Source organism: Salinivibrio sp. SS2 (genome assembly GCF_001722075.1).
GTDB lineage: Bacteria > Pseudomonadota > Gammaproteobacteria > Enterobacterales > Vibrionaceae > Salinivibrio > Salinivibrio proteolyticus.
On record NZ_MEBP01000083.1, the window covers coordinates 35,861 to 58,114 of the forward strand.

Annotated in this window: 24 protein-coding genes; 8 read left to right on the plus strand and 16 right to left on the minus strand. The window is 53.5% G+C overall.

What is annotated here, in order from left to right; genetic code table 11:
• Window positions 1-33 precede the first annotated feature (33 nt).
• Entirely contained in the window at window positions 34-741 is a 708-nt protein-coding gene (gene trmH, locus BGK46_RS09945) for a tRNA (guanosine(18)-2'-O)-methyltransferase TrmH (protein ID WP_069588985.1), read from the plus strand.
• A gap of 12 nt (window positions 742-753) precedes the next feature.
• Entirely contained in the window at window positions 754-2,832 is a 2,079-nt protein-coding gene (gene recG, locus BGK46_RS09950; protein WP_069588986.1) for an ATP-dependent DNA helicase RecG, read from the plus strand.
• On the opposite strand, the gene BGK46_RS09955 is transcribed toward recG, so the two are convergent.
• From BGK46_RS09955 to ompR, 3 genes are all read right to left on the minus strand, one after another.
• Window positions 2,817-3,212, minus strand: coding sequence for a GntR family transcriptional regulator (locus tag BGK46_RS09955; protein ID WP_069588990.1), 396 nt, complete (start codon window positions 3,210-3,212; stop codon window positions 2,817-2,819). The genes recG and BGK46_RS09955 overlap by 16 nt on opposite strands.
• A gap of 93 nt (window positions 3,213-3,305) precedes the next feature.
• Entirely contained in the window at window positions 3,306-4,640 is a 1,335-nt protein-coding gene (gene envZ, locus BGK46_RS09960) for a two-component system sensor histidine kinase EnvZ (protein WP_069588992.1), read from the minus strand.
• Between the two features lie 3 nt (window positions 4,641-4,643).
• On the minus strand, window positions 4,644-5,360 hold the full coding sequence (ompR, locus tag BGK46_RS09965) for a two-component system response regulator OmpR (RefSeq protein ID WP_069588994.1): 717 nt from the start codon (window positions 5,358-5,360) through the stop codon (window positions 4,644-4,646).
• 228 nt (window positions 5,361-5,588) lie between these two features.
• Between ompR and greB the strand changes: the two genes are divergently transcribed.
• Both greB and BGK46_RS09975 read left to right on the plus strand, forming a co-directional pair.
• Window positions 5,589-6,083, plus strand: a complete 495-nt coding sequence (gene greB, locus BGK46_RS09970) for a transcription elongation factor GreB (RefSeq protein WP_069588996.1) — start codon at window positions 5,589-5,591, stop codon at window positions 6,081-6,083.
• Between the two features lie 75 nt (window positions 6,084-6,158).
• Window positions 6,159-8,474 carry a Tex family protein gene (locus BGK46_RS09975; RefSeq protein WP_069589000.1) on the plus strand — a complete coding sequence of 772 codons (2,316 nt, stop codon included), beginning with the start codon at window positions 6,159-6,161 and terminating at the stop codon, window positions 8,472-8,474.
• A gap of 64 nt (window positions 8,475-8,538) precedes the next feature.
• Here BGK46_RS09975 and BGK46_RS09980 read toward each other — a convergent pair whose 3' ends face one another.
• From BGK46_RS09980 to bioH, 3 genes are all read right to left on the minus strand, one after another.
• The gene (locus BGK46_RS09980) at window positions 8,539-9,012 is read right to left on the minus strand and encodes an ATP-dependent Lon protease (RefSeq protein WP_069589003.1); all 474 of its coding nucleotides are present in this window, start codon (window positions 9,010-9,012) and stop codon (window positions 8,539-8,541) included.
• A 64-nt stretch (window positions 9,013-9,076) separates the two neighbouring features.
• The gene (locus tag BGK46_RS09985) at window positions 9,077-9,424 is read right to left on the minus strand and encodes a hypothetical protein (RefSeq protein ID WP_069589005.1); all 348 of its coding nucleotides are present in this window, start codon (window positions 9,422-9,424) and stop codon (window positions 9,077-9,079) included.
• Window positions 9,425-9,512: 88 nt separating this feature from the next.
• Complete coding sequence (gene bioH / locus BGK46_RS09990) at window positions 9,513-10,301, minus strand: pimeloyl-ACP methyl ester esterase BioH (RefSeq protein ID WP_069589008.1); 789 nt, start codon at window positions 10,299-10,301, stop codon at window positions 9,513-9,515.
• Between the two features lie 40 nt (window positions 10,302-10,341).
• Between bioH and BGK46_RS09995 the strand changes: the two genes are divergently transcribed.
• Both BGK46_RS09995 and nfuA read left to right on the plus strand, forming a co-directional pair.
• The gene (locus tag BGK46_RS09995; RefSeq protein WP_077639827.1) at window positions 10,342-11,058 is read left to right on the plus strand and encodes a ComF family protein; all 717 of its coding nucleotides are present in this window, start codon (window positions 10,342-10,344) and stop codon (window positions 11,056-11,058) included.
• Window positions 11,059-11,163: 105 nt separating this feature from the next.
• Entirely contained in the window at window positions 11,164-11,748 is a 585-nt protein-coding gene (nfuA, locus tag BGK46_RS10000) for a Fe-S biogenesis protein NfuA (protein WP_069589010.1), read from the plus strand.
• A 60-nt stretch (window positions 11,749-11,808) separates the two neighbouring features.
• Here the strand turns inward: nfuA and dinF are convergent, their stop codons facing one another.
• Entirely contained in the window at window positions 11,809-13,149 is a 1,341-nt protein-coding gene (gene dinF, locus BGK46_RS10005; RefSeq protein WP_069589013.1) for an MATE family efflux transporter DinF, read from the minus strand.
• Window positions 13,150-13,368: 219 nt separating this feature from the next.
• Between dinF and BGK46_RS10010 the strand changes: the two genes are divergently transcribed.
• Complete coding sequence (locus BGK46_RS10010) at window positions 13,369-13,617, plus strand: DUF3862 domain-containing protein (RefSeq protein ID WP_069589015.1); 249 nt, start codon at window positions 13,369-13,371, stop codon at window positions 13,615-13,617.
• A gap of 4 nt (window positions 13,618-13,621) precedes the next feature.
• Here the strand turns inward: BGK46_RS10010 and cyoE are convergent, their stop codons facing one another.
• Genes cyoE through BGK46_RS10030 form a run of 4 tightly spaced genes read right to left on the minus strand, consistent with a single transcriptional unit; the run spans window position 13,622 to window position 16,749 of the window.
• Window positions 13,622-14,524: a heme o synthase gene (cyoE, locus tag BGK46_RS10015; RefSeq protein WP_069589017.1), complete on the minus strand. Its 903-nt coding sequence runs from the start codon at window positions 14,522-14,524 to the stop codon at window positions 13,622-13,624.
• Entirely contained in the window at window positions 14,499-15,521 is a 1,023-nt protein-coding gene (locus BGK46_RS10020; RefSeq protein WP_069589021.1) for a COX15/CtaA family protein, read from the minus strand. Before BGK46_RS10020 ends, cyoE begins: the two co-directional genes overlap by 26 nt.
• Window positions 15,522-15,523: 2 nt before the next feature.
• Window positions 15,524-16,033 (minus strand): hypothetical protein, encoded by a 510-nt coding sequence (locus BGK46_RS10025; protein ID WP_254659682.1) that lies wholly within the window; start codon window positions 16,031-16,033, stop codon window positions 15,524-15,526.
• A gap of 8 nt (window positions 16,034-16,041) precedes the next feature.
• Window positions 16,042-16,749, minus strand: coding sequence for an SURF1 family protein (locus BGK46_RS10030; protein WP_175418650.1), 708 nt, complete (start codon window positions 16,747-16,749; stop codon window positions 16,042-16,044).
• Between the two features lie 45 nt (window positions 16,750-16,794).
• Between BGK46_RS10030 and BGK46_RS10035 the strand changes: the two genes are divergently transcribed.
• Complete coding sequence (locus BGK46_RS10035) at window positions 16,795-17,001, plus strand: DUF2909 domain-containing protein (protein ID WP_069589027.1); 207 nt, start codon at window positions 16,795-16,797, stop codon at window positions 16,999-17,001.
• Window position 17,002: 1 nt separating this feature from the next.
• On the opposite strand, the gene BGK46_RS10040 is transcribed toward BGK46_RS10035, so the two are convergent.
• The 5 genes from BGK46_RS10040 to BGK46_RS10060 form a co-directional block, all read right to left on the minus strand.
• Entirely contained in the window at window positions 17,003-17,869 is an 867-nt protein-coding gene (locus tag BGK46_RS10040) for a cytochrome c oxidase subunit 3 (protein WP_069589028.1), read from the minus strand.
• Window positions 17,870-17,879: 10 nt separating this feature from the next.
• On the minus strand, window positions 17,880-18,407 hold the full coding sequence (locus BGK46_RS10045) for a cytochrome c oxidase assembly protein (protein WP_069589029.1): 528 nt from the start codon (window positions 18,405-18,407) through the stop codon (window positions 17,880-17,882).
• On the minus strand, window positions 18,397-19,998 hold the full coding sequence (ctaD, locus tag BGK46_RS10050) for a cytochrome c oxidase subunit I (RefSeq protein ID WP_069589031.1): 1,602 nt from the start codon (window positions 19,996-19,998) through the stop codon (window positions 18,397-18,399). Before ctaD ends, BGK46_RS10045 begins: the two co-directional genes overlap by 11 nt.
• Before the next feature lie 9 nt (window positions 19,999-20,007).
• Complete coding sequence (gene coxB, locus BGK46_RS10055; protein WP_069589032.1) at window positions 20,008-21,123, minus strand: cytochrome c oxidase subunit II; 1,116 nt, start codon at window positions 21,121-21,123, stop codon at window positions 20,008-20,010.
• Window positions 21,124-21,364: 241 nt separating this feature from the next.
• A complete protein-coding gene (locus BGK46_RS10060) occupies window positions 21,365-22,159 on the minus strand; it encodes a class I SAM-dependent methyltransferase (RefSeq protein ID WP_338012741.1) in 795 nt (264 codons plus the stop codon).
• Window positions 22,160-22,254 lie beyond the last annotated feature (95 nt).

The following is a 22,254-nucleotide window of genomic DNA, read 5'->3' on the forward strand; positions in this document are numbered from 1 at the left end:
TCTCTCCTATTGTGTAACTAACGGAACCTCACCATGACACCAGAACGGTTTGAACGAATTCATCAAGTGCTTGCTCAGCGCCAGCCTGATCTCACCGTGTGTATGGAAAAAGTCCATAAGCCAAATAATATCTCTGCCATTATTCGCACCGCGGATGCCGTCGGCGTACATCGTCTTCATGCCGTCTGGCCAAAAGGCAGTAAAATGCGCGCTTTGGGTGGCACCTCAGCCGGCTCTCGCAACTGGGTCGATGTACAAACCCATGATTCGACTGCCGAAGCCTTTGATGCGCTTCACGCTCAAGGCATGCAGATCTTAGTCACCAACTTATCCGACACCGCCATCGATTTTCGCGACGTCGATTACACCCGCCCTACCGCTATTGTATTAGGCCAAGAAAAAGAAGGCATCAGTCGCGAAGCGCTCGATAAGGCGGATCAAGATATCCTCATCCCAATGGTGGGTATGGTACAGTCATTAAACGTGTCAGTGGCGAGTGCTCTTATTCTGTATGAGGCCCAGCGACAGCGCCAATTAGCGGGTATGTACCAACGGGCTCACACCCGTATTCCGGACGAAGAAGTCCACAAGATCCTGTTTGAACGGGGCCATCCTGTTTTAGCACGCGTGGCCAAACAAAAAGGGCTGCCCTATCCGCCGCTGGATGAACACGGGCAAATCGTTGCTGATGAGGCATGGTGGTCTGCGATGCAGGCAGCCAAACACAAACGTAGTAAATAACGGACTATTTTGATGCGATCATCCATGCTCAATGCTGTCTCAGTCGAAACACTGGCCGGTGTCGGCGCCAAAATGGCGGAAAAGCTGACCAAGCTGGGGTTGTATACGGTTCAAGATGTCTTGTTTCACTTGCCGTACCGTTATGAAGATCGCACACGCGTCTGGCCGATCGCCAGTTTGCTCCCCGGACAAACCGCGACCGTTGAGGGTGAAGTGACGCACAATGACACTATGTTTGGGCGCCGCCGCATGCTGACCGTGCGGATCCATGATGGCAATGGTTCGCTGACGCTACGCTTTTTTAACTTCAACGCCGCGATGAAAAACAGCCTCGCCATCGGCAAACATGTGAAGGCCTATGGCGAGCTAAAACGCGGTAAGCATGGCCTAGAAATCATTCACCCTGACTATAAAGTCTTTTCTGAGCCTACCGAGCTTGCGCTAGAAGAAACCCTGACACCTGTCTATCCCACCACCGAAGGGCTGCGCCAAGCGACCCTGCGCAGCCTGACCGATCAAGCGCTGGCGTTGCTGGATAAAAGTGGCGTCGACGAGCTGCTGCCCGAGGGCTTGTACGATCGACAACTCTCATTGCGCGAGGCGTTGCACCTATTACATCGCCCACCGCCAGATACCGCGCTAGAGGATCTATTAACCGGTCAACATCCCGCTCAGCGGCGCTTAATCATTGAAGAGCTCCTTGCCCAGCACCTGTCGATGCTGTCTGTGCGCCACCAGGCACAGCAAGTGAAAGGGTTTGCGCTCGCGCCCAGTCAGTCACTGGGACAGCGTCTTTTAGATAACCTGCCTTTCACTCCCACCGGCGCACAAACCCGAGTGGTGAGCGAGATCAGTGCCGATTTAGCTAAACCATTTCCAATGATGCGCCTCGTGCAAGGGGATGTCGGCGCGGGCAAGACCTTGGTGGCCGTCTTCGCCGCCTTGCAAGCGATTGAGCAAGGCCATCAAGTGGCATTGATGGCACCGACCGAGCTCTTGGCCGAGCAACACGCCACCAACTTTTCCCAGTGGCTTGAGCCATTGGGGATTCAGGTTGGTTGGCTGGCTGGCAAGTTAAAAGGAAAAGCACGCGAAGACACCCTGGCACAAGTTGCCGATGGCAAAACACAAATGGTGGTCGGCACGCATGCGTTGTTTCAAGCCCATGTCGACTTTGACCATTTAGCCTTGGTGATCATTGATGAGCAACACCGCTTTGGTGTTCACCAACGCCTCGCCCTACGAGAGAAAGGCGAGCAACAAGGGGCGCATCCGCATCAATTGATCATGACAGCCACCCCGATCCCGCGTACTCTCGCGATGACTGCGTATGCCGATCTCGATACCTCGATTATCGATGAGCTCCCCCCGGGACGCACGCCAATCCAAACCGTTGCCGTGCCAGATACGCGTCGCGATGACATTATTGCGCGTGTCAGTGCCGCCTGCAGTGAAGGCCGCCAGGCGTATTGGGTATGTACCTTGATTGAAGAATCCGACGCTCTCGAAGCACAAGCTGCTGAAGATACCGCCACCGCACTCAAAGCGGCACTTCCTCATCTTGCCGTCGGCCTTGTCCACGGACGCATGAAAGCGGCGGAAAAACAAGCCGTCATGCAAGCCTTTAAGCAAGGGGAGCTGCATTTGTTGGTCGCAACTACCGTGATTGAAGTGGGCGTCGATGTCCCCAATGCGAGTTTGATGATCATTGAAAACCCCGAGCGGCTCGGGTTGGCACAGCTTCACCAATTACGGGGCCGTGTCGGTCGAGGCTCCGTCGCCAGCCACTGTGTGCTCTTGTATCATGCCCCTTTGTCTAAAACCGCCAGTCAACGCTTGGGCGTCCTGCGCGAGAGCAATGATGGCTTTGTGATCGCACAGCGCGATCTCGATATTCGCGGGCCCGGCGAGCTTCTCGGTACCCGGCAAACCGGCTTGGCCGAGTTTAAAATTGCCGATTTGGTGCGTGACCAAGCGCTGATCCCCGAGGTACAGAAGTTAGCGCACCACCTGCATCAACACTATCCGCAACACGCCGCCGCAATCATCGCACGTTGGCTTGGCCATAAAACCCATTATTCCAACGCATGATCGTCGATATCGCTCTCCCAGTGGGCCATGACCAACGCCATGGCCTCGGATTTGCTATATCCGGCTTGATTGGCCACCTGAATAAAATGCGCCAATGGCGCTTGTACATATTGCAACCGTTGATGAGGCTCAGCAGGACGCGCTTGCTGGCTGACTTTCATCCCAACGCCTCGCACTCGCTCTAACCATCCTTGCTCGGCAAGTTGCTGATAACTGCGCGAGACCGTCATCGGGTTCATCTTTAACTCTTGCGCCGGCACGCGTACCGACGGCAAGCGCTCGCCTGAGCGCAGCGCACCACTGGCGATCTGACGCTGGATTTGCTCAATCAATTGCTGAAATTTCGGGGTAGGATCGTTTTTATCTAAACAAAGTCGCATAGGCCATAGTGTGTGTATTAGTTCTATACGACAGTATGGTCGGCCTATCCGCCTTCGCGAATAGGCCGTGGAGAAAACGTGGCAACGCGCACACTAGCTTTTAGTACGCCCTTGATTGACCGGAAATGTCATCTGGATCCTCAGCCCTCCTTCGGTACGGGAAGACAAGCGAATATCGCCGCGCAGTTGTTCTACAATTCGTTTCACAATGGCGAGTCCCAGTCCGGTTCCCTCGCTACCACGAGCCGAATCACCCCGCGTGAACGGCTGGAAAAGCGACGCTTCTAGGCTCGCATCAATGCCCGGTCCATTGTCCTCAACTTCGACCCATTGGTGGGTATGATCGGCGGTACTGCCACAACGAATGCGTACCCAGCCGTTGCCATAGCGGACCGCGTTAACCACTAGGTTAGTCACGGCCCGCTTAAGCGCCACCGAGTTGGCATACAACTCGCCATACAAAGGCAGCAACTCGGTATCCATCTCGATACCCACCAGCTGTTGGCTATTCGCCACATCACGACAAATGCTCGCTAAATCTACCGGATCAGGGTCTTGCTGCTGCACCGCGCGCAGATAATCCATAAACTGGTTGATGATCTCGTTGCACTCTTCGGTGTCTTTGGTGATGCTATCGGCAAGGTACTCATCGTCCGGCGACATCATTTCGGTCGCCAAGCGAATGCGCGTCAGCGGCGTGCGCAAATCATGGCTCACCCCTGCCATCAGCAAGGCACGATCCTCTTCGAGTTTACGTATGCCTGCAGACATTTTATTAAACGCCACTGTCACCGCTTGAATTTCAGAGGCGCCTTTTGGAGCGACAGGCTCAGGAAACCGGCCTTCAGCCACATCTAACGCAGCACGCTCTAAGGTCACCAGTGGGCGATTTTGCATCTTGATAAACAACCAACCACCTGCAATCACCAGCAACGCAATAATCAGGCTGTATTGGAAAAGGGGCGCAAAGTCATCTTGATGCAGTTCGGAAAGCGGAATACGCATCAAAAAGTCATCGATGGCGTCAAACTTTAACCACAGTACATAGCTGTCTTCACCGCTGACAAGGCGCACTTCGGTCGGCGTTCCCAGCTCTTCGCTCATCCGCGCACTGAGATAATCGATCTGCATCGCGTCTTGGTAGGCGCCTGCGGCGTCACTGTTGGGGGCATGTAAGGTCACCCCAATTTGTTCCAGCAGTTGCCGACGCACGGGCTCACCCAAATGCAGCACTTCCCCGTCTCTCAGCGTCCAATCCTCTTCTAGCATCAAGCGCACTTCAAAGGCCAAGATTTTATTAAACTGCTGCAAGCTGGGGAGCAGGGCATAATTAACGATGGTGAGATAAGAAAAAACTTGGCTGGCAATCAATAGGCCAGCCAAAATCAAAAGCGTGCGGGCAAAGTTGGTGCGCGGCGACATCCGCATCGCTTATACCTCGCCGTCAGGGACAAACACGTAGCCCAGTCCCCACACGGTCTGGATATAGCGTGGCTTGCTCGGATCTTCTTCAATCATGCGCCGCAATCGCGAGATTTGCACGTCAATGGAGCGCTCCATCGCGGAGTACTCACGTCCGCGCGCCATATTCATCAGCTTGTCGCGTGATAACGGCTCGCGCGCATTGGTCACCAAGGCTTTAAGGACTGCAAATTCGCCCGAGGTTAACGTCATCGGGTCGTCATTACGGAACATCTCCCGCGTACCGAGATTGAGGCGAAACTCGCCAAATTCGACCACCTTGGTGTCTGCACTCGGTGCGCCCGGCGCTTCAATGGTTTGGCGGCGCAAGACAGCACGGAGACGCGCCAATAGCTCCCGTGGGTTAAATGGCTTGGGCAAGTAATCGTCCGCGCCCACTTCTAATCCGACAATGCGGTCAATTTCATCACCCTTTGCGGTGAGCATTAAAATCGGTAATTGGTTGTTCGCCTGACGCAAACGGCGGCAGATAGATAAGCCATCTTCACCCGGCAGCATCAGATCCAAGACCATCAGGTGAAAGGCTTCCCGCGCGAGCAAGCGATCCATCTGTTCGGCATTGGCCACACTGCGCACTTGGAAGCCCTGCTCAGTTAGGTAACGCTCCAGTAGCGAACGCAGACGCATATCATCATCCACCACTAGGATTTTATAGTTTTCTTGCATGGTTAACCCTCATACTCAATGCGGTTATCTGCCGACAAATCAAGCAGTCATTGCTGTAATCATACCGGATTTTGCCACATTTGCGCGGATTGACACTGATGGTTCCGCCACGAAACAACGAAGAAATTGTTACCGAGTGTTGCCTCGACAAGCTTGCTCGGTTCTTGTAATTTGCTCGTTGAAATTGCATCACTTATTGAGGCTTCGCGAGGGTTAAGGAGACGCTGCGTGAAAACCAAACTGGTCACCCGTGAAGGGTTTAACGCACTCAAAGCGGAACATGACCACCTGTGGCATGAAAAACGCCCAGAGATCACCAAAATTGTCAGTTGGGCGGCAAGTTTAGGCGACCGCTCAGAGAATGCCGACTACACCTACAACAAGCGCTTGCTGCGACAAATTGACCGCCGCGTCCGTTATCTGCGCAAGCGACTGAATGAACTCACCATTGTCGACTACTCGCCCCAACAAGAAGGGCGGGTCTTTTTTGGCGCTTGGGTAGAAATTGAAAACGAGGCGGGCGATATCAAACGCTTTCGGATTGTTGGCCCTGATGAGATTTACGATCGTAAAGACTACATCTCGATTGATGCGCCCATGGCGCGCGCCCTGCTCAAAAAAGCGGTCGATGATGAGGTGGTGGTCCGAACCCCTGAAGGCGAGAAGCATTGGTTCGTCAATACAATCACTTACCCAACCGAGACCGACTCACGGGAACCTTAACGACCACAAGGGTCAAAGAAACAGATTCAATGGCAGTGCTGCGGTGCTGCCGTGCTTGTTTACAAAAGGATATGCATGCACAGTCAACTGACTCAAACCCTGGCTAAAGAGCTCAATGTCTCACCCAACCAGGTCGCAACCGCCGTTGCGCTGCTCGATGACGGAAATACCGTCCCCTTTATTGCTCGCTATCGAAAAGAAGCCACCCAAGGGCTGGATGACAGCCAACTGCGCACGCTGGAAACACGCTTAGTGTACTTGCGCGAAATGGAGGCTCGGCGTGACACCATCCTAAAATCGATTGATGAGCAAGGTAAACTAACCGATAGCTTGCGTCGCGACATTTTGGCGGCGGACAGCAAGAACCGCTTGGAAGATCTCTATCTGCCCTACAAACCCAAGCGCCGTACCAAAGGACAGATTGCCATTGAAGCAGGCCTAGCGCCCTTGGCCGAGGCCTTATGGCAAGACGCGTCGCACGATCCTGACACGCTCGCCCAATCCTATCTCAATCCCGAGCAAGGCATCGCCGACACCAAGGCAGCACTCGACGGCGCCCGCGCCATCATGATGGAACGCCTCGCTGAAGATGCCGCCTTGCTCGATAAAATTCGTCAATATCTCAACCAATACGCGGTGTTACGCGCAAGTGTTGTCACAGGCCAAGAAGAGGCTGGGGCGAAATTTAAAGACTACTTCGATCATCAAGAGCCGATCGCTAAAGTGCCTTCTCACCGCGCCTTGGCCATGCTACGTGGCCGCAACGAAGGCGTCTTGCAACTGGCCTTAGTCGCTGACCCAGACCAAGAAGCAGACAGTAAAGGCAGTATCTGCGAAACCATGATTGCCGAGCATTACGGCTTATCCTTGGGCAGTGCGCCCGCCGATCGTTGGCGTAAGCAAGTTATCGCGTTCGCGTGGCGAGTCAAAATACTTATGCACCTTGAGACTGAGCTTATGGCCAGTTTGAAAGAGCGGGCCGAAAGCGACGCCATTGATGTCTTTGCCGCCAACCTGAAAGACGTTCTGATGGCCGCTCCCGCGGGCCCACGCTGTACGCTCGGTATTGACCCAGGTTTGCGTACCGGCTGTAAGGTGGCCGTGGTCGACGGTACAGGGAAATTGCTCGATACCGCCACCATTTATCCTACCGCTCCGCGTCACGACGTAGATGGGGCGAGCAAAACGGTGCTCAATTTAATTAAACGTCATCAGGTCAACCTCATCGCGATCGGCAACGGCACCGCCTCCCGCGAGACCGAAGCGTTTGCCAAAACCATGCTGAGTCAGGCCGGCTTAGCCATTCAGACCGTCATGGTCAGTGAGGCGGGTGCCTCGGTGTATTCGGCATCGGAATTAGCTGCGAATGAATTTCCCGACCTTGATGTCTCGCTGCGTGGTGCCGTTTCTATCGCCCGCCGCCTGCAAGACCCACTGGCCGAACTGGTTAAAATTGACCCGAAATCGATTGGTGTAGGCCAATATCAGCACGATGTCTCTCAAAGTCAGCTTGCCAAAAAACTCGATGCTGTGGTCGAAGACTGTGTGAACGCGGTCGGGGTGGATCTGAACAGTGCATCGGCGCCACTCCTGACTCGTGTCGCTGGCTTAAGCCAAACCATGGCGCAAAATATTGTCGCTTTTCGTGATGAAAATGGCCGCTTTGGCGATCGTAAAACCCTGCTGAAAGTGCCGCGTCTTGGCCCTAAAGCATTCGAACAATGCGCGGGCTTTTTACGGGTAATGGATGGTGCCAACCCGCTGGATCGCTCTGGCGTTCACCCAGAAACCTATTCTTTGGTCAAACGCATTGCGGAGAAAACTGGCAAAGCCGTCGAGGCGCTGGTCGGTAACAGCCGTTTCTTGCAAGGCCTGAACGCGAAAGAGTTTGCGGATGACAGCTTTGGGGCAATCACGGTCACCGACGTGCTTAACGAGCTGGCAAAACCCGGCCGCGACCCGCGTCCTGAGTTTAAGACCGCCACCTTTGCGGAAGGCATCAATCAAGTCAGCGACCTGAAGCCCGGTATGCAACTGGAAGGTGTAGTGACCAACGTGACGCACTTTGGCGCCTTTGTCGATGTTGGGGTTCACCAAGACGGTTTGGTGCACATCTCCGCCCTATCGAATCGCTTTGTCAGTGACCCTCGCGAGGTGGTCAAAGCCGGAGATGTGGTTAAAGTCAAAGTGATGGAGGTGGATGTACCACGCAAACGGATTGGCTTATCCATGCGTTTGGACGATACCCCTTCAGGCGACAGTGCACACCAAGGACAAGGCGATAACCACAAAGCGGGACAGCACCGCCCTTCACGCAAGGCGCCTCGTCAACCCGCCAAACCTATCGGCGGGAGCATGGCAGATGCCTTTGCCCGCGCCAAGCGCTCTTAATGACGCAAAAAAGCCCCGTTCGTCTTGGCGGGGCTTTAACGTCAATCGGCTCAACGGACCGAGCTTAAATCACAATTAATACTTCTGATGGCATATTCGCCACGGTCGCTTGCTGGTAGCGCATCGCGACCACCGCACGGGTGCGTTCAAATCTTTGCAGCTGCTCAATTTTCTCCAACACCTCTTCAGGCATTTTGAGCCCCAACGGATAGCCGTTTTCTGGTCGCGCCTCGTCTCCGGGCTCGCTACGTGTGATGGCATCAATGCGGTTAGCAACATTGGCGCCGTTGTAGTCTGCGTCTTTAAATGACTCAGGGGTATAGTCGAAAGAATAATTGGGGTGCTGCGACGGATCCCACGACGGATTACGCAGTTGCTTGTCTTGCTCCGTCGCTGGTTTTTCATGATCCAGCGCGGGCGGCTGTTTGGTCGGAACAATTTTTTCGCGCACGCGATTTTCCCGCGCAACTTGCTCAGTTGGCGGGTTCACCGATGGCGCGACAGTTGGGATACTGACGCTTGCTGGCGATATATTCATCTGATGCTACCTCCCAACATCAGCTGAAGGCCTCATTGTCAGTCCGGCCTCGTCTCCTTATAGTTTAGACGACAACCGCGAGTATTGTGCCTATTGTTCCCAGCGCAGACAAAAATTGTCCTGCGTTATAGGCGGTATCATCGTTTTCCTTCACTTTGTCCGGATGGTCCATGCCCAACGCGCCATAAGTAAAGGATTCAACCGATGATTTCTCTTTAGACTTTTCAACGCCTTCAGCGTTTTTGGCTGCTTTCGCATCCTTGACGTCTTTCACCGCTGGGGTGGCCGCTGTCTCAGCGGGCTTTGTATCTTTGACCTCTTTGACCGCATTTGGTTGCGTTTGCGGCGGTGATTTTGGCTTCATCGACTGAGGATGATAGGCCTGAGACTGCCCAACGTTGCCTACGTTCATTATGGTCTCTCCTCATACCAGAGCAAGTGACATAGTTAACTTATCGGCAGAGGAATGACAAGATTTAGTCAATTCTGCCAAAAATCGTTCAGCGCGCGCAGTCAGGGCGGCAATTGGTTGCCAGAAAGGCAGTGAGCCTGTCTATCACACCGTCAGGCTCAGTGACAAAAGGGGCATGGGCACTGTGTGCAAAGACCTCACTCGGTGAATGAGGTACCCAAGCGTCCATCTGTCCCGCCACGGCGACAGGTACCAACCCGTCGAGGCGACCGTACAACCGCAGCCAAGGTAAGCGAATTGACTGGCATGCTTGACGTAAATCCGCCGAAGCCAGTATTTGCAAACCATCGGCCAGAGCCTGAGGATCCGGTGCAGGTCGTGAAAACACTGCCTGCTTGAGCGCTTTAATGTCTTTCTTCGCAGTGGGCGACCCCATGGCCTGCAGCGCCATAAATCGCTCCACGGTCAAAGAAAAATCCTGCTCAAGCTGTGAGGCAAATGCATTCAGCACCGCGGGTTTAATGCCTCGCCATCCCGGTTCCGCGACAAACTTGGGTGAGCTTGCGACCGTCACGAGCCCCGTCAAACGATGGGGCGCGAGCAGGGCCGCTTGCGTGGCCACCAATCCGCCCAGTGACCAGCCCAACCAAGTTGCTTGCGCTGGTGATTCTTTAAGCAACACTTGTGCCAGTTGTTCTAAATCAAGCCCCGGCTGTGCGGGGCTCAACCCAAATCCGGGCAAGTCAACACAATGAACCCGGTAGTTTGCAGTGAGATACGGCAAGATAAGCGACCAAACAGCACTGTTCATTCCCCAGCCATGAATGAGAACCAGATCGGGGCCTTGTCCGTAAGATTGCCAATCACATAACGCCATGCTTTACACTGCCTTTGTACTCTTTTTCATCAGGATGGCTATGATACCAGCAATTCATCCCCCTCGCCTTGCTGGCGTTTGGCAAAGCATTAGGGGCAAATCTTTGCCCCATCAGTGCCCCGTGTGTCGCTTATCCCTCCCTGCCGATCACACCTTGTGCTGCGATGCGTGCTGGGATAAACATCATCAGGCCTACGGGTGTCAATGTTGTGGCTTGCCGGTGCTCACCCCTCAAACACATTGTGGTCAGTGTCTCAGCCATCCACCTGCGTGGCATACGCTTACCGCGATCAGTGCCTACCTCGACCCGCTCCCTGATTTGGTTCACCGCTTTAAATATCAAGGAGACTTCGAGCTGGCCCTTCCGTTCGCCACGCTGCTCAGCGAGAAAATCGACACGCCTGCCCCAGTCTTACTGCCTGTTCCCTTACACTGGCGGCGACGAATACAACGCGGCTTTAACCAAAGCGCCCATCTGGCATGGGCGCTACAACAGCGGCTTGGCAGCCGAGTCGTCACTCACTATCTAAGACGTACTCGCCATACCTCGCCTCAGCAAGGGCTGGATAGATCTGCGCGACTGAAGAACCTGCGCGGGGCATTTCGCTTACACGGTGCACTGCCGGCAGAGCATGTTGCGCTTGTCGACGACGTGGTGACAACCGGAGAAACGGTCAGTCAACTTTGCCGTTTGTTGCGCCGAGCGGGTGCGAAACGGGTCGATATTTATTGTATTGCGCGAACCAAGCTCCCTTGAGATAAACCGCAGTGACCATAAATTAGCCACATTGAACAAGGGGTGATAGCAAGTAAAAACCGGAGTACACTGTACAAAACACACTGGATTAGTCAGGTATTTGTCGTGTCAGAAGTCAAAATTTCAGAAAATGCACAAAGCCACTTTGTGAAGTTGCTTGAGCAACAGCCCGAGGGCACCAATATTCGCGTGTTTGTGGTTAACCCAGGCACGCCAAACGCCGAGTGCGGTGTTTCTTATTGTCCACCCGAAGCAGTAGAAAGCAGCGATACCGAACTCAAATTCAACGGCTTCTCTGCTTTCATTGATGAGCTAAGCCTACCGTTTTTAGACGACGCGGAAATCGACTTTGTCACCGATAAAATGGGCTCACAGCTGACGCTGAAAGCACCGAATGCGAAAATGCGGAAAGTGGCCTCCGATGCGCCTTTGATGGAGCGTGTTGATTACGTGATTCAAAGCCAAGTCAACCCACAGCTTGCCAGCCATGGCGGCCATGTTAACTTGATTGAAATCACCGATGACGCCGTGGCGATTTTGCAATTCGGTGGCGGTTGTAATGGCTGCTCAATGGTAGACGTAACCTTAAAAGAAGGGATCGAAAAGCAGTTGCTGGCCGAGTTCAGCGGTGAGCTAAAGGGTGTGCGCGATGTGACCGAGCACGCGCGTGGCGATCATTCTTACTACTAATACGTTGCATCCCTCTATCGCAAAAACAGGCCAACTGGCCTGTTTTTTTGTTGATAGGTCTCAGTGCGTGACGTCAAAAAAGCTATCTCGTCGCCAGTGGTAAACAAAGCACACCGCAAGACTGAGCCCTCGTAGCGCCATAAAAGTGAGCATCGCTAACCACAGGGCGTGATTGCCCCAATCTTGCGCTAGCCACCATGCAGCAAAAAAGCCCGCGGTGGCGACAAACATTCCATTGCGCATGTCTTTACCCCGCGTCGCACCAATAAAGATACCATCGAGCAAAAAGCACCACATCGACACTAAAGGCATGGCCACTAGCCAAGGTAAATAACGCGCCGCTTGGTCACGCACCGCCTCGATGTCGGAAATCAGCGCAATGATGTGACGGCCTGCCACACCAAATGCCAGCGTGATAGCCAGGCAAATCACCAACGACCAAAACGTGCTACCTATCAATGACACCAACAACGCAGACTTGCTCTGCGCGCCAATCGCTCTACCCACCATTGCTTCTATCGCATAGGCAAAGCCGTCCATTGCAAAAGAAATCAACATCAGAAAACTCATCAGCACCGCATTAGCGGCCACAATGTCATCACCGAGTGTCGCCCCTTGGAAGGTCATAAAGGTAAACGCCAACTGCAAGCTAAGGCTGCGTAAAAAGATGTCTCGATTAAGCTTAAGCAAGCGGCTCATCCCAGTTAGCCCGCGCTCAAACACCGACCGAACGGTCGGTAACTGACGCAATTGCCATATACCTTTGACAAAATAGAGCCCCAACATGAGGCCGATATAATCGGCAGCCACACTCGCTGCAGCAGCTCCTTCGACTTTCATATCGAGGCCCACCACAAACAGCAAATCAAGGACAATATTGGCACTGTTAACCACAATCAGCAGCCACATCGGCTGGCGCGCATTTTGCGCCCCCAGTAGCCAACCCATGATCACCAAGTTCATCAAGGTCGCCGGCGCACTAAAGATCCGAATGGAGAAGTACTGGCTCGCGTAATGTTTCACCTCGGCGCTGGCATCACTAAAGTGCATCACCCCCTCTAAAATAGGCACATGCAGTGCGATCAACAGTACAGCCAGCAAGCCCGCTAAGGTCGCGCCACGCACAAAGGTGGCCGCCAGCTCACGGTTATCACTCGCGCCATAGGCTTGCGCGGTAAACCCGGTGGTCGCCATACGCAAAAAGCCCAACAGCCAAAAGGTCACATTTATCATGGTGCTGCCAACCGCCACACCACCTAAATACCATGCATGGTCTAAGTGGCCGATCACCGCGGCATCCACTAACCCTAACAGGGGGACGGTGATATTGGAGATCACCATAGGTAAAGCCAGCGATAAGACCCGCCAATGAAGCTCACGCTGAGTGAGAGACTGCCACATACTTCCTCGTTCTCAATATTGGACGCCACGCTATGCGTCAGGATGATGTATCATTTTTGATAAAGAACACGATTGCAGCGATAACCGGCAAGGTCAGCGGGTGGCCCTTATCGATGCAGCAGTGTACCATTGCGACAATCTAATCGACGAGCGGCCATTGCACTGCATCAGTTGCATTGCGCCAACTAGGCTCATCACCTCTGTAAATAAGGAAAGGTTATGCGTGTATTTTTTGCCTGTGTGTTGGCGGTATTGCTAGCGGGTTGCTCGAAAGTGACCAAGCAAAACTACGATCAGCTCGAAGTGGGCATGAGCTATGACGCGGTTGTGAGCCACATTGGCGAGCCTAGCCAATGCGACGACACCATGGGCTTAACCCACTGTGTGTGGGGCGGCGATGGTAAGCATATCAAAGTGTCTTTTGTCGCCGACAAAGCCACCGTGCTGTCGGCGCAAGGGCTAAAGTAGCCCCTTAATAGCGCAACGCGTGGTCGGCAAGGAGCACCACAAAGGTCGCGAAGATATGCCATATCGAGAACTTAAAGGTCTGCCACGCGATGCCTTTTTGCGACTGGGTTTTCAGTCGCCAAGCGTAACCGACAAAGACCAGATTTAACGTGGTCGCCCCCACTAGATACAACCAACCACTCATCCCGGTCAGCCAAGGTAAAATGCCCACGATGACCAGCAGTAGGGTGTAAAGCAAGACCATAGTTTGGGTAAACCCGACCCCATGAGTGACAGGCAACATCGGCACATCGGCTTTGGCATAATCATGGCGGCGATGTATCGCTAACGCCCAAAAGTGAGGCGGCGTCCAAGTAAAAATGATCATCACCAGCAGCAGCGCGTGGGCGTGAAGCTCTCCGGTCACCGCGGTCCAGCCTAGCAAAGGCGGCATTGCACCCGCCAACCCGCCAATCACGATATTTTGCGGGGTCGCGGGTTTAAGCCACTGGGTATACACCAACGCATACCCGACTAGACTGGCAAACGTTAGCCAAGCAGTGAGCGGGTTCAGCCACCAACAGGCAATGAATCCCATCACCATCAGTATCACCGCAAAGGCCAACGCGGCGCCTTGACTCACTCGTCCCTCGGCCACGGGGCGATGGCGGGTGCGCTGCATTTTCGTGTCAATTTTCCAGTCGATAACGTGATTAAACACCGCCGCTGCGCTGGCTTGCGCACCAATGCCAAACAATCCCACCAGCACCGCCGACCAAGGTGGCCAGCCGGGAGTGGCTAAGCACATGCCCACCAACGCGGTGAGAAGCAACATAGCAACCACACGCGGTTTGGTTAGCTCGTAATAATCACGCCAATTGGCGCCAACCCGTGTCGAAACACTAGCGGTTCGTTGAAACTGTGCCATCACGAGCTCCTTGAGATAGTGGCGAGGAAAGAGATAAACGACGAGTGATCAGCAACGTAACCAACAGTGATAATCCCCCTAAGTTGTGTGCCACCGCCACACTCAGCGGCAGTAGCGCGACCACATTGGTCACCCCTAACGTAATTTGCATCGCCAGCACACCACTCACTGCCATTGCCAGCGCGCGCGCCCCAGCACGCCACAGCATCCATGCCCAAGCGAGCACTAATACGGTGACCACCATGGCGCCCAGACGGTGGGTAGCATGGATGGTCACCCGCTCGGCATGGTTCAGCACGCCAAATTGATAGGTTTCGCTAAGAGGACTGACGGGATGAAAGGCGGAAGGGGTGAAAAGCTGCCACCAAGGGCTTTCGCAGATAGGTAGCTGAGTGCAGACGGTGGCGGCATAGTTGGCAGAGGTCCAGCCGCCGAGGCCGATTTGTACAATCACCGCGACCAAAGCCAACGTGCCCACGCGGCGCGCGGATGACGACATCGAAAACACAGGCAATCGGAGCGCGCCTGTCGCCACCGCCAGCCAAACTAGCAAGCATACCGTGGTGAAACCACCGAGTAAGTGCGCCATCACCACCACCGGCATCAAACTTAAAGTCACGGTCCACATCCCTAGGGCGGCTTGCGCGATGACCACTACACTGAGCAAGGTGGTCAGTGGTCGTAAAGCCTGATAGTCAGGACGTCGCCAGCTGATCCACGCCAACGCAAAAATCGCCAGCCCTAAAGTGCCCGCCACGTAGCGGTGCAACATTTCATTCCATGCTTTATGGATATCAAGCGGCGCATCAGGAAAACGCGACATGGCGACCGATTGCGCGCTTTCACTGGCCGGTACTGCCAAATGGCCATAGCATCCGGGCCAGTCTGGGCAGCCTAGCCCCGCTTCAGTAAGGCGGGTAAACGCGCCAAGCCCAACCACCAGCACGGCCAGTATCAGTGTCGATAAGACGGCGAGTTGGTAGCGACGCGTTGCCATAATCAGCCTACCCTCGACAATTTAAGAAGCCGTTTGAGATCACGCAATAAGCCTTTGCCTTGCGCTACCCACTTCGTTTTATCGTCACTGACAGGATAGGCCAGCACCACATTGTTCATCGGATCGCTAAGATAAATGGTATTTTTATCAAATGCTTGCTGCTGCCATGCCTGCGCCTGTTCCGTCGTCAGGGTTTGCCATGTCAGTACCTCCGGTGCGTTAGGGGTGGTACTTGTCAGTGCCACGCTAGTGACCCGATCGCGCTCTTTGCCGACCGCAATCGGAATTTGTGTTAACTGAAACAGGGCTTGCTCGCATACAGCGTCACATTGCTCTGGCACCCGATAAATCAACCGCCACTGGCCTTGCTCAGGCAACCAATTCAAGGTCGCCGGCTCAGCGAGAAACTGTCCGTAATTGGTGACCCCTTTTTCATACCAGCTTTGCTCTAGCACCAATTTCGCCACCACCACAGGCAGGACAAAAATACCAATCAATGCTAGGAGCGTCATGCGTCCTTTCACACCGCTTCCCTCTGTTTTGTTTTGTACCACCAGATGCCCGCGCCAATACTGACTGCGAGCGCCATAAGTGCCCATTGCAAGGCATAGCCATAATGTTTTACCGGTGGCATTACCACCGGCTGCCACACCGGCGTAATCCCCGCTTGCGCCAAGGCATCCCGACTCGGCGTGGTCACATCCATCAATGTTTCTGTCCGTATCAACCACTGCGTATTCAGCGTTGTCAGTTGGGCGTTAAGTGCTTTTAAATCAATGCGCTGAACTCGAGCGGGCCAGGCGTGCGATGCCGTTTCTTCCTTGAGTACCACCCGCTCAGAGGGTGTATCGACAAAGCCAGACAGCTGGTAGCGCGATGCCAACACGGGCACGGCCGGCAAACGGCGCAATGCTGGCGCAGCCACCCAGCCCAATTCCACCAGCCACCATTGCGATGGCTGTTGGCTCGGCACAAAAGGAAGAAAAAGGCGATAGCCAACCTGACCTTGGTGGGTCTGATTATCCAGCCACACGGCAAATTCAGGGCGAAACTGGCCGTCGAGCGCCAACCGTTGGCCTTTTCGCACCATGCCTGAAAGTGAGTTGGGGGCTTGATTGGCATCAAACTGTGCCAAGTGTTGGGCTTTTTGCACGCCACGCGTCCATTGCCAATGACTTAACTTGACGAGTAGCGCGACCACAACCACAGTCAATATCAGAAACCCCATTCGCCGTCCTTGTTTCATGATTACCTATTGCGCTAAGGAGCGCTTATGCTGGTCAAAGCTATTCTGATTTGTTTGCTGATCTTTATTTTGTTTAACTTATTTCGTGCCATTCCTGTCTTGCTCAATGGCGATCGCTCCGTGCCTTTATCTCGCTTTTTGGGCCGTCGCGTTTTATTTTCCGTCTGTATCTTCGTACTGCTTTTATTGGCGCTCTCAATGGGCTGGATTACCCCCAACCCACGCCCCTATTGAGCTATAAGATGTATACAAAAACGAACAAGCATAACCACACCACATCAACAAAGTGCCAATACCAAGCACTGGCTTGAAAACCAAAGTGTTGTGTCGGTGTGAAGTGGCCGCGTAATACACGTAACCAAATCACAAACAACATGATGGTGCCTAATGTAACGTGTAGGCCATGAAAGCCAGTTAATAAATAAAAGGTGTTGCCATAGACCCCAGAGTCGAGACGTAGATCCATTTCTTGATAGGCATGGATGTATTCTTCGCCCTGAAAAAACATAAACAATGCGCCTAATAACACCGTGGCCAATAGGAAGCTTTTAATTCGCCCCCGTTGGTTTTTCTCCATCGCGGTATGGGCAATCTGGAGCGTCACCGAGGAGGTCAGAAGGATAAAGGTGTTTAACAGCGGTAACCCCATCGCGGGCATCGCGGTGGTTTCAATCCCGCCCGGGGTTAAAGTGAGTGGCCACTGAGCGACGAAATCTGGCCACAATACCGCGGCCGTCATCGCATTGTTACTCGCGCCCCCCAGCCACGGAACGGCGATAAAGCGGGCATAAAAGAGCGCACCAAAAAAAGCGCCAAAAAACATTACTTCAGAGAAAATAAACCAACTCATTCCTTGGCGAAAAGAGCTGTCCATTTGGGCCGAGTACAGCCCTTGCATGGATTCGCGGATCACGTCGCGAAACCAACCGGTGAGCATAACCAAAATAAGTACGGTACCGGCCAGTAACAGCCAAGGGCCATTGCCACCAAATAAACCGCCCACCGTGGCACCCGCACCAGCGGCAATCAAAAACAGCGCTACCGCACCAACAATCGGCCAAATACTCGCCGCAGGGACATAATAACGTTCAGGCGTCGCCATGATCGCCTCCTTATTCCTTGGCGCTGGCGGTCACATCAAACAAGGTGTAGGCCAGCGTTAAGTGGTTAATGTCATCCGGCAACTCGGGGTCCACGTAGAAGATAAGCGGCAAGGAGGCATCCTCACCACGCGGTAAAGGCTGACGGTTAAAACAAAAGCATTCAATTTTGTTCAAGTATTGGGCGGCTATCCCGGGTGAGACCGAAGGCACCGCTTGGCCAATGGTGTCATAGCGCGCATTGTTGGTGGCTAGGTAGTTGATGGTATGGGTTTCACCAGGGTGCACTTGCATCTGATTAACTTGGGGCTCGAACGTCCAGCGCATCCCCGGGTTAATGTAGGCAATAAATTCAATGGTCACCAAGCGATCTTGGTCAATGCCCGCACTGGATGCGGCAGCCTCATTGTCGGTTTTGCCATTGATCCCAGTAACATCACAGAACACGTCATACAAAGGCACTAAGGCAAACGCAAAGCCAAACATCGCCACGGCGAGCAGCAGTAAGCGGCGCACCGAGCGCGCAGACTCAGTGGCCATGGCGCGTCTCCTCTAGATCCGGTGGTGTCTCAAAGGTGTGATACGGTGCTGGTGAAGGCACTGTCCACTCCAGCCCTTCGGCACCCTCCCACGGCTTCGCCGCAGTAGGTTCACCGCCGCGCGCGCATTTGATCACCACCGCGAGGAAAATAAGTTGTGATAAGCCAAAGGCAAAGCCACCAATGCTGACAATGGCGTTCACGTCCGCAAATTGCAGCGCATAATCGGGGATCCGGCGTGGCATCCCCGCCAGTCCCAGAAAGTGCATGGGGAAGAAAAGCACATTGACCGAAATCACCGAGCACCAAAAGTGCCACTTGGCTAAGGTTTCATTAAACATATGGCCAGTCCACTTGGGGAGCCAGTAGTAAGCCGCGGCCATAATCGAGAACACCGCCCCCGAAACCAGCACATAGTGGAAATGCGCCACCACAAAATAGGTATCGTGATACTGAAAATCGACCGGCGTGATCGCCAGCATCAAGCCCGAAAACCCGCCGATGGTGAACAACACAATAAAGGCAATTGCAAACAACATGGGTACTTCAAAGGTCAAGGATCCCCGCCACATGGTGGCGACCCAGTTAAAGACTTTCACCCCAGTCGGCACCGAGATCAGCATGGTGCAGAACATGAAAAACAATTCGGCAAACACAGGCATCCCAGTGGTGAACATATGGTGCGCCCATACCAAAAAGCTTAACCCCGCGATCGAGGCGGTGGCATACACCATCGAGCTATAGCCAAACAGGCGCTTACGTGAAAACGCTGGGACAATGGCCGAGATAATGCCAAAGCTGGGCAAAATCATGATGTAGACCTCGGGGTGACCAAAGAACCAGAAAATATGCTGGAACATCACAGGATCGCCGCCCCCCGCGGCATCAAAAAAGCTGGTACCAAAGTACTTATCTGTCAGCACCATGGTGGCTGCCCCTGCCAATACCGGCATTACCGCAATCAGCAAAAAAGCCGTGATCAGCCACGTCCAAACAAACAGCGGCATTTTCATGTAGGTCATGCCCGGCGCACGCATATTGGTGATGGTGACAATCACATTGATGGCCCCCATGATTGAGCTGATCCCCATGATATGCAGGGCGAAGACAAACAGGCCGGTACTGTCTGGGCTATAAGTGGTCGACAGCGGTGCGTAAAACGTCCAGCCAAAGTTAGGGCCGCCGCCTTCCATAAACAAGGAACCAATAAGCAGTAAGAACGCGAACGGCAGGATCCAAAAGCTCCAGTTATTCATTCGTGGCAGCGCCATGTCCGGCGCCCCTATCATCATCGGCACCATCCAGTTAGCCAAACCGGTAAACGCGGGCATCACCGCGCCAAACACCATGATCAGGCCGTGTACTGTTGTCATTTGGTTGAAAAAGTTAGGCTCAACCAGTTGCAGGCCGGGCTGGAAAAGCTCAGCACGAATAACCATCGCCATCGCCCCACCCAGTAAAAACATGGTGAAGCTAAAAATCAGATACATGGAGCCAATATCTTTGTGGTTGGTGGTCAACACCCAACGCATAATCCCACGCGGTTTGTGGTGATGATCGTCATGCAAGGTATCTGGGGTAGTATCTGTCATCACGCGCTCCTAAAGATCTTCACCTGACTTCACCGCGTTGATTTGCGCAGCTTGTACGGTATCACCGGTGTCATTGCCCCACGCATTGCGCTCATAGGTCACCACCGCCGCCAATTCTTTGAGCGACAATTGCGGACCAAACGCTTGCATGGCGGTACCTGCTTTGCCGTTGACGACAATATCAATATGATCGACCAACCTATCCGGTTGAATGGCAATCTCAGCGCCGGCCAACGCGGGGAACACGCCTGGCATCCCTTGTCCTTCGCTTTGGTGACACATGCCACAGCGGCTGTCATACACTTGCTTGCCAAGCGCCATCAGCTCATCCATCGGCATTTCCATGTCCAGCAAGCGTTGCTCCTCTTCGCGCGCTTTTTGCTGTGCTAGCGCCGTTTTGTGCACCCAAGCATCAAATTCCTCTTGCGGCTTGGCGATCACCACAATCGGCATAAAGCCGTGGTCTTTACCGCACAGCTCTGCACATTGGCCGCGATAAATGCCGGGCTTATCAATTTTGGTCCATGCCTCATTAATAAAACCGGGGTTAGCGTCTTTCTTCACCGCAAAGGCGGGCACCCACCACGAATGAATCACATCTTGTGAGGTGATTAAAAAGCGCACCTTGCGCCCGACTGGCAACACCAGAGGCTGATCGACCTCGAGTAAATAGGTGTCACGCTTTTGTCTTTCATTGCGGATTTGTTCGGGGCTTGAGGCAAGCAGAGAAAAGAAGGCAACGTCATGGTCAAAATAGCGGTAATGCCACTTCCATTGTGATCCCGTTACCTGCACTGTGAGGTCCGGCTCGGTAGTGTCTTCCATATCGAGTAACACCTGGGTGGCCGGAATCGCCATGCCCACCAAAATCAAAAACGGCACGAGCGTCCACGCAATTTCTACCTTGGTACTTTCATGAAATGAGGCAGGTTTTGCGCCTTTGGATTTACGGTGACGGATGATGGCCCAAAACATCACCCCAAACACCAATACGCCAATCGCAACGCAGATATAAAAGATGGTCATGTGCAGGTCATACACCTGCTGACTGATGGCCGTCACCCCTTGGGTGAGGTTCCAGCCTTCTCGTTCTGCAGCATGCACACCCACTGCAGGAAGGAGCATTGTCCCTATCAAAAGTAGTAATCGGCGCCTCAACACGGCTTCCTCCTGCCTCACTCATGATTGACGCTGGCGAGAATACGCACAGATACAATCACTAACGATAGTTAACGTTTTATTTACAATTAAGTTAGGCAAGGATGGCGAAAAGGACAAAAAATCGAGGCGAAAAAGATCATAAAGCCAGACACGTGCCCACCTTGTGTGAGCACGACGGCAGAAAAGCGATAGCGCGAAAGAAAAGTTATAACTCGAGATGAAGGACAACAGGCGTGAAGCGCAGACGATAGCGTGGCATGGCCGCTAATGCACGTTGCCATAACCGCCAACGGGGACAGGGTTTATCGAGCGGTGATTTTTCTTCTACGCGGCACGCCCACGGCAAAGCATTAACGATCGCCATTCTCGGGTCGGCAAAACCATGTTGGTACTGTTCGCAGCCTAACTTTTGTCCCATGCGAGTATGACATTTGTCCCCCGCCAGCACTAAACATGCCTCCATTTGCGGAAAATGGCGGCTGATATGATGGCAAAAGGCTGAAATTTCGCGGTTACTGCACTCCAGTAAGGCTTGGTCACAAATTAGCATGGTTGGGTGACCGGCAGGTACCGCTAATTGATCTAGCCAATCAAGCTGCTTGACCGAGCCTTGCACCATCCGAAACCGTTCACTGGTATGAAAGAGTCGCTCACGCCAAAGTAAGGTTTCGTCGACGTCTACTTCCAACCAACGACAACGGCCATTGTCGAGACGGTAAAAACGGGTATCGAGTCCGCCCCCCACGTTAATAATCCACGCGGTGGGATGCTGGGCTAAGAATTGTTTTACAATCGCGTCACATTGACTGGTAAGCGTGGCATAAAGCAGCTGGGTTTGATCCAGGTTGTGCCAATCACATTCGGGCTGGAGAACACACCCCTGACAGGCTGCAGCCGCCACCGGATCGTAAATCACCCCATCATCGGTAAGGCTCTCACGGCTGCGCAGCCACATCGGCTTGAATAGCTTGCTAGGAACAGAATGCTGTTGAGTACGCACGGACACCTCCACATACGATAATCATAGATGATAATAATTATCGTTTGCTTGAGCAATAATGCAAAGGTGTTTTTTTAACCGCGGTCAAATCACGG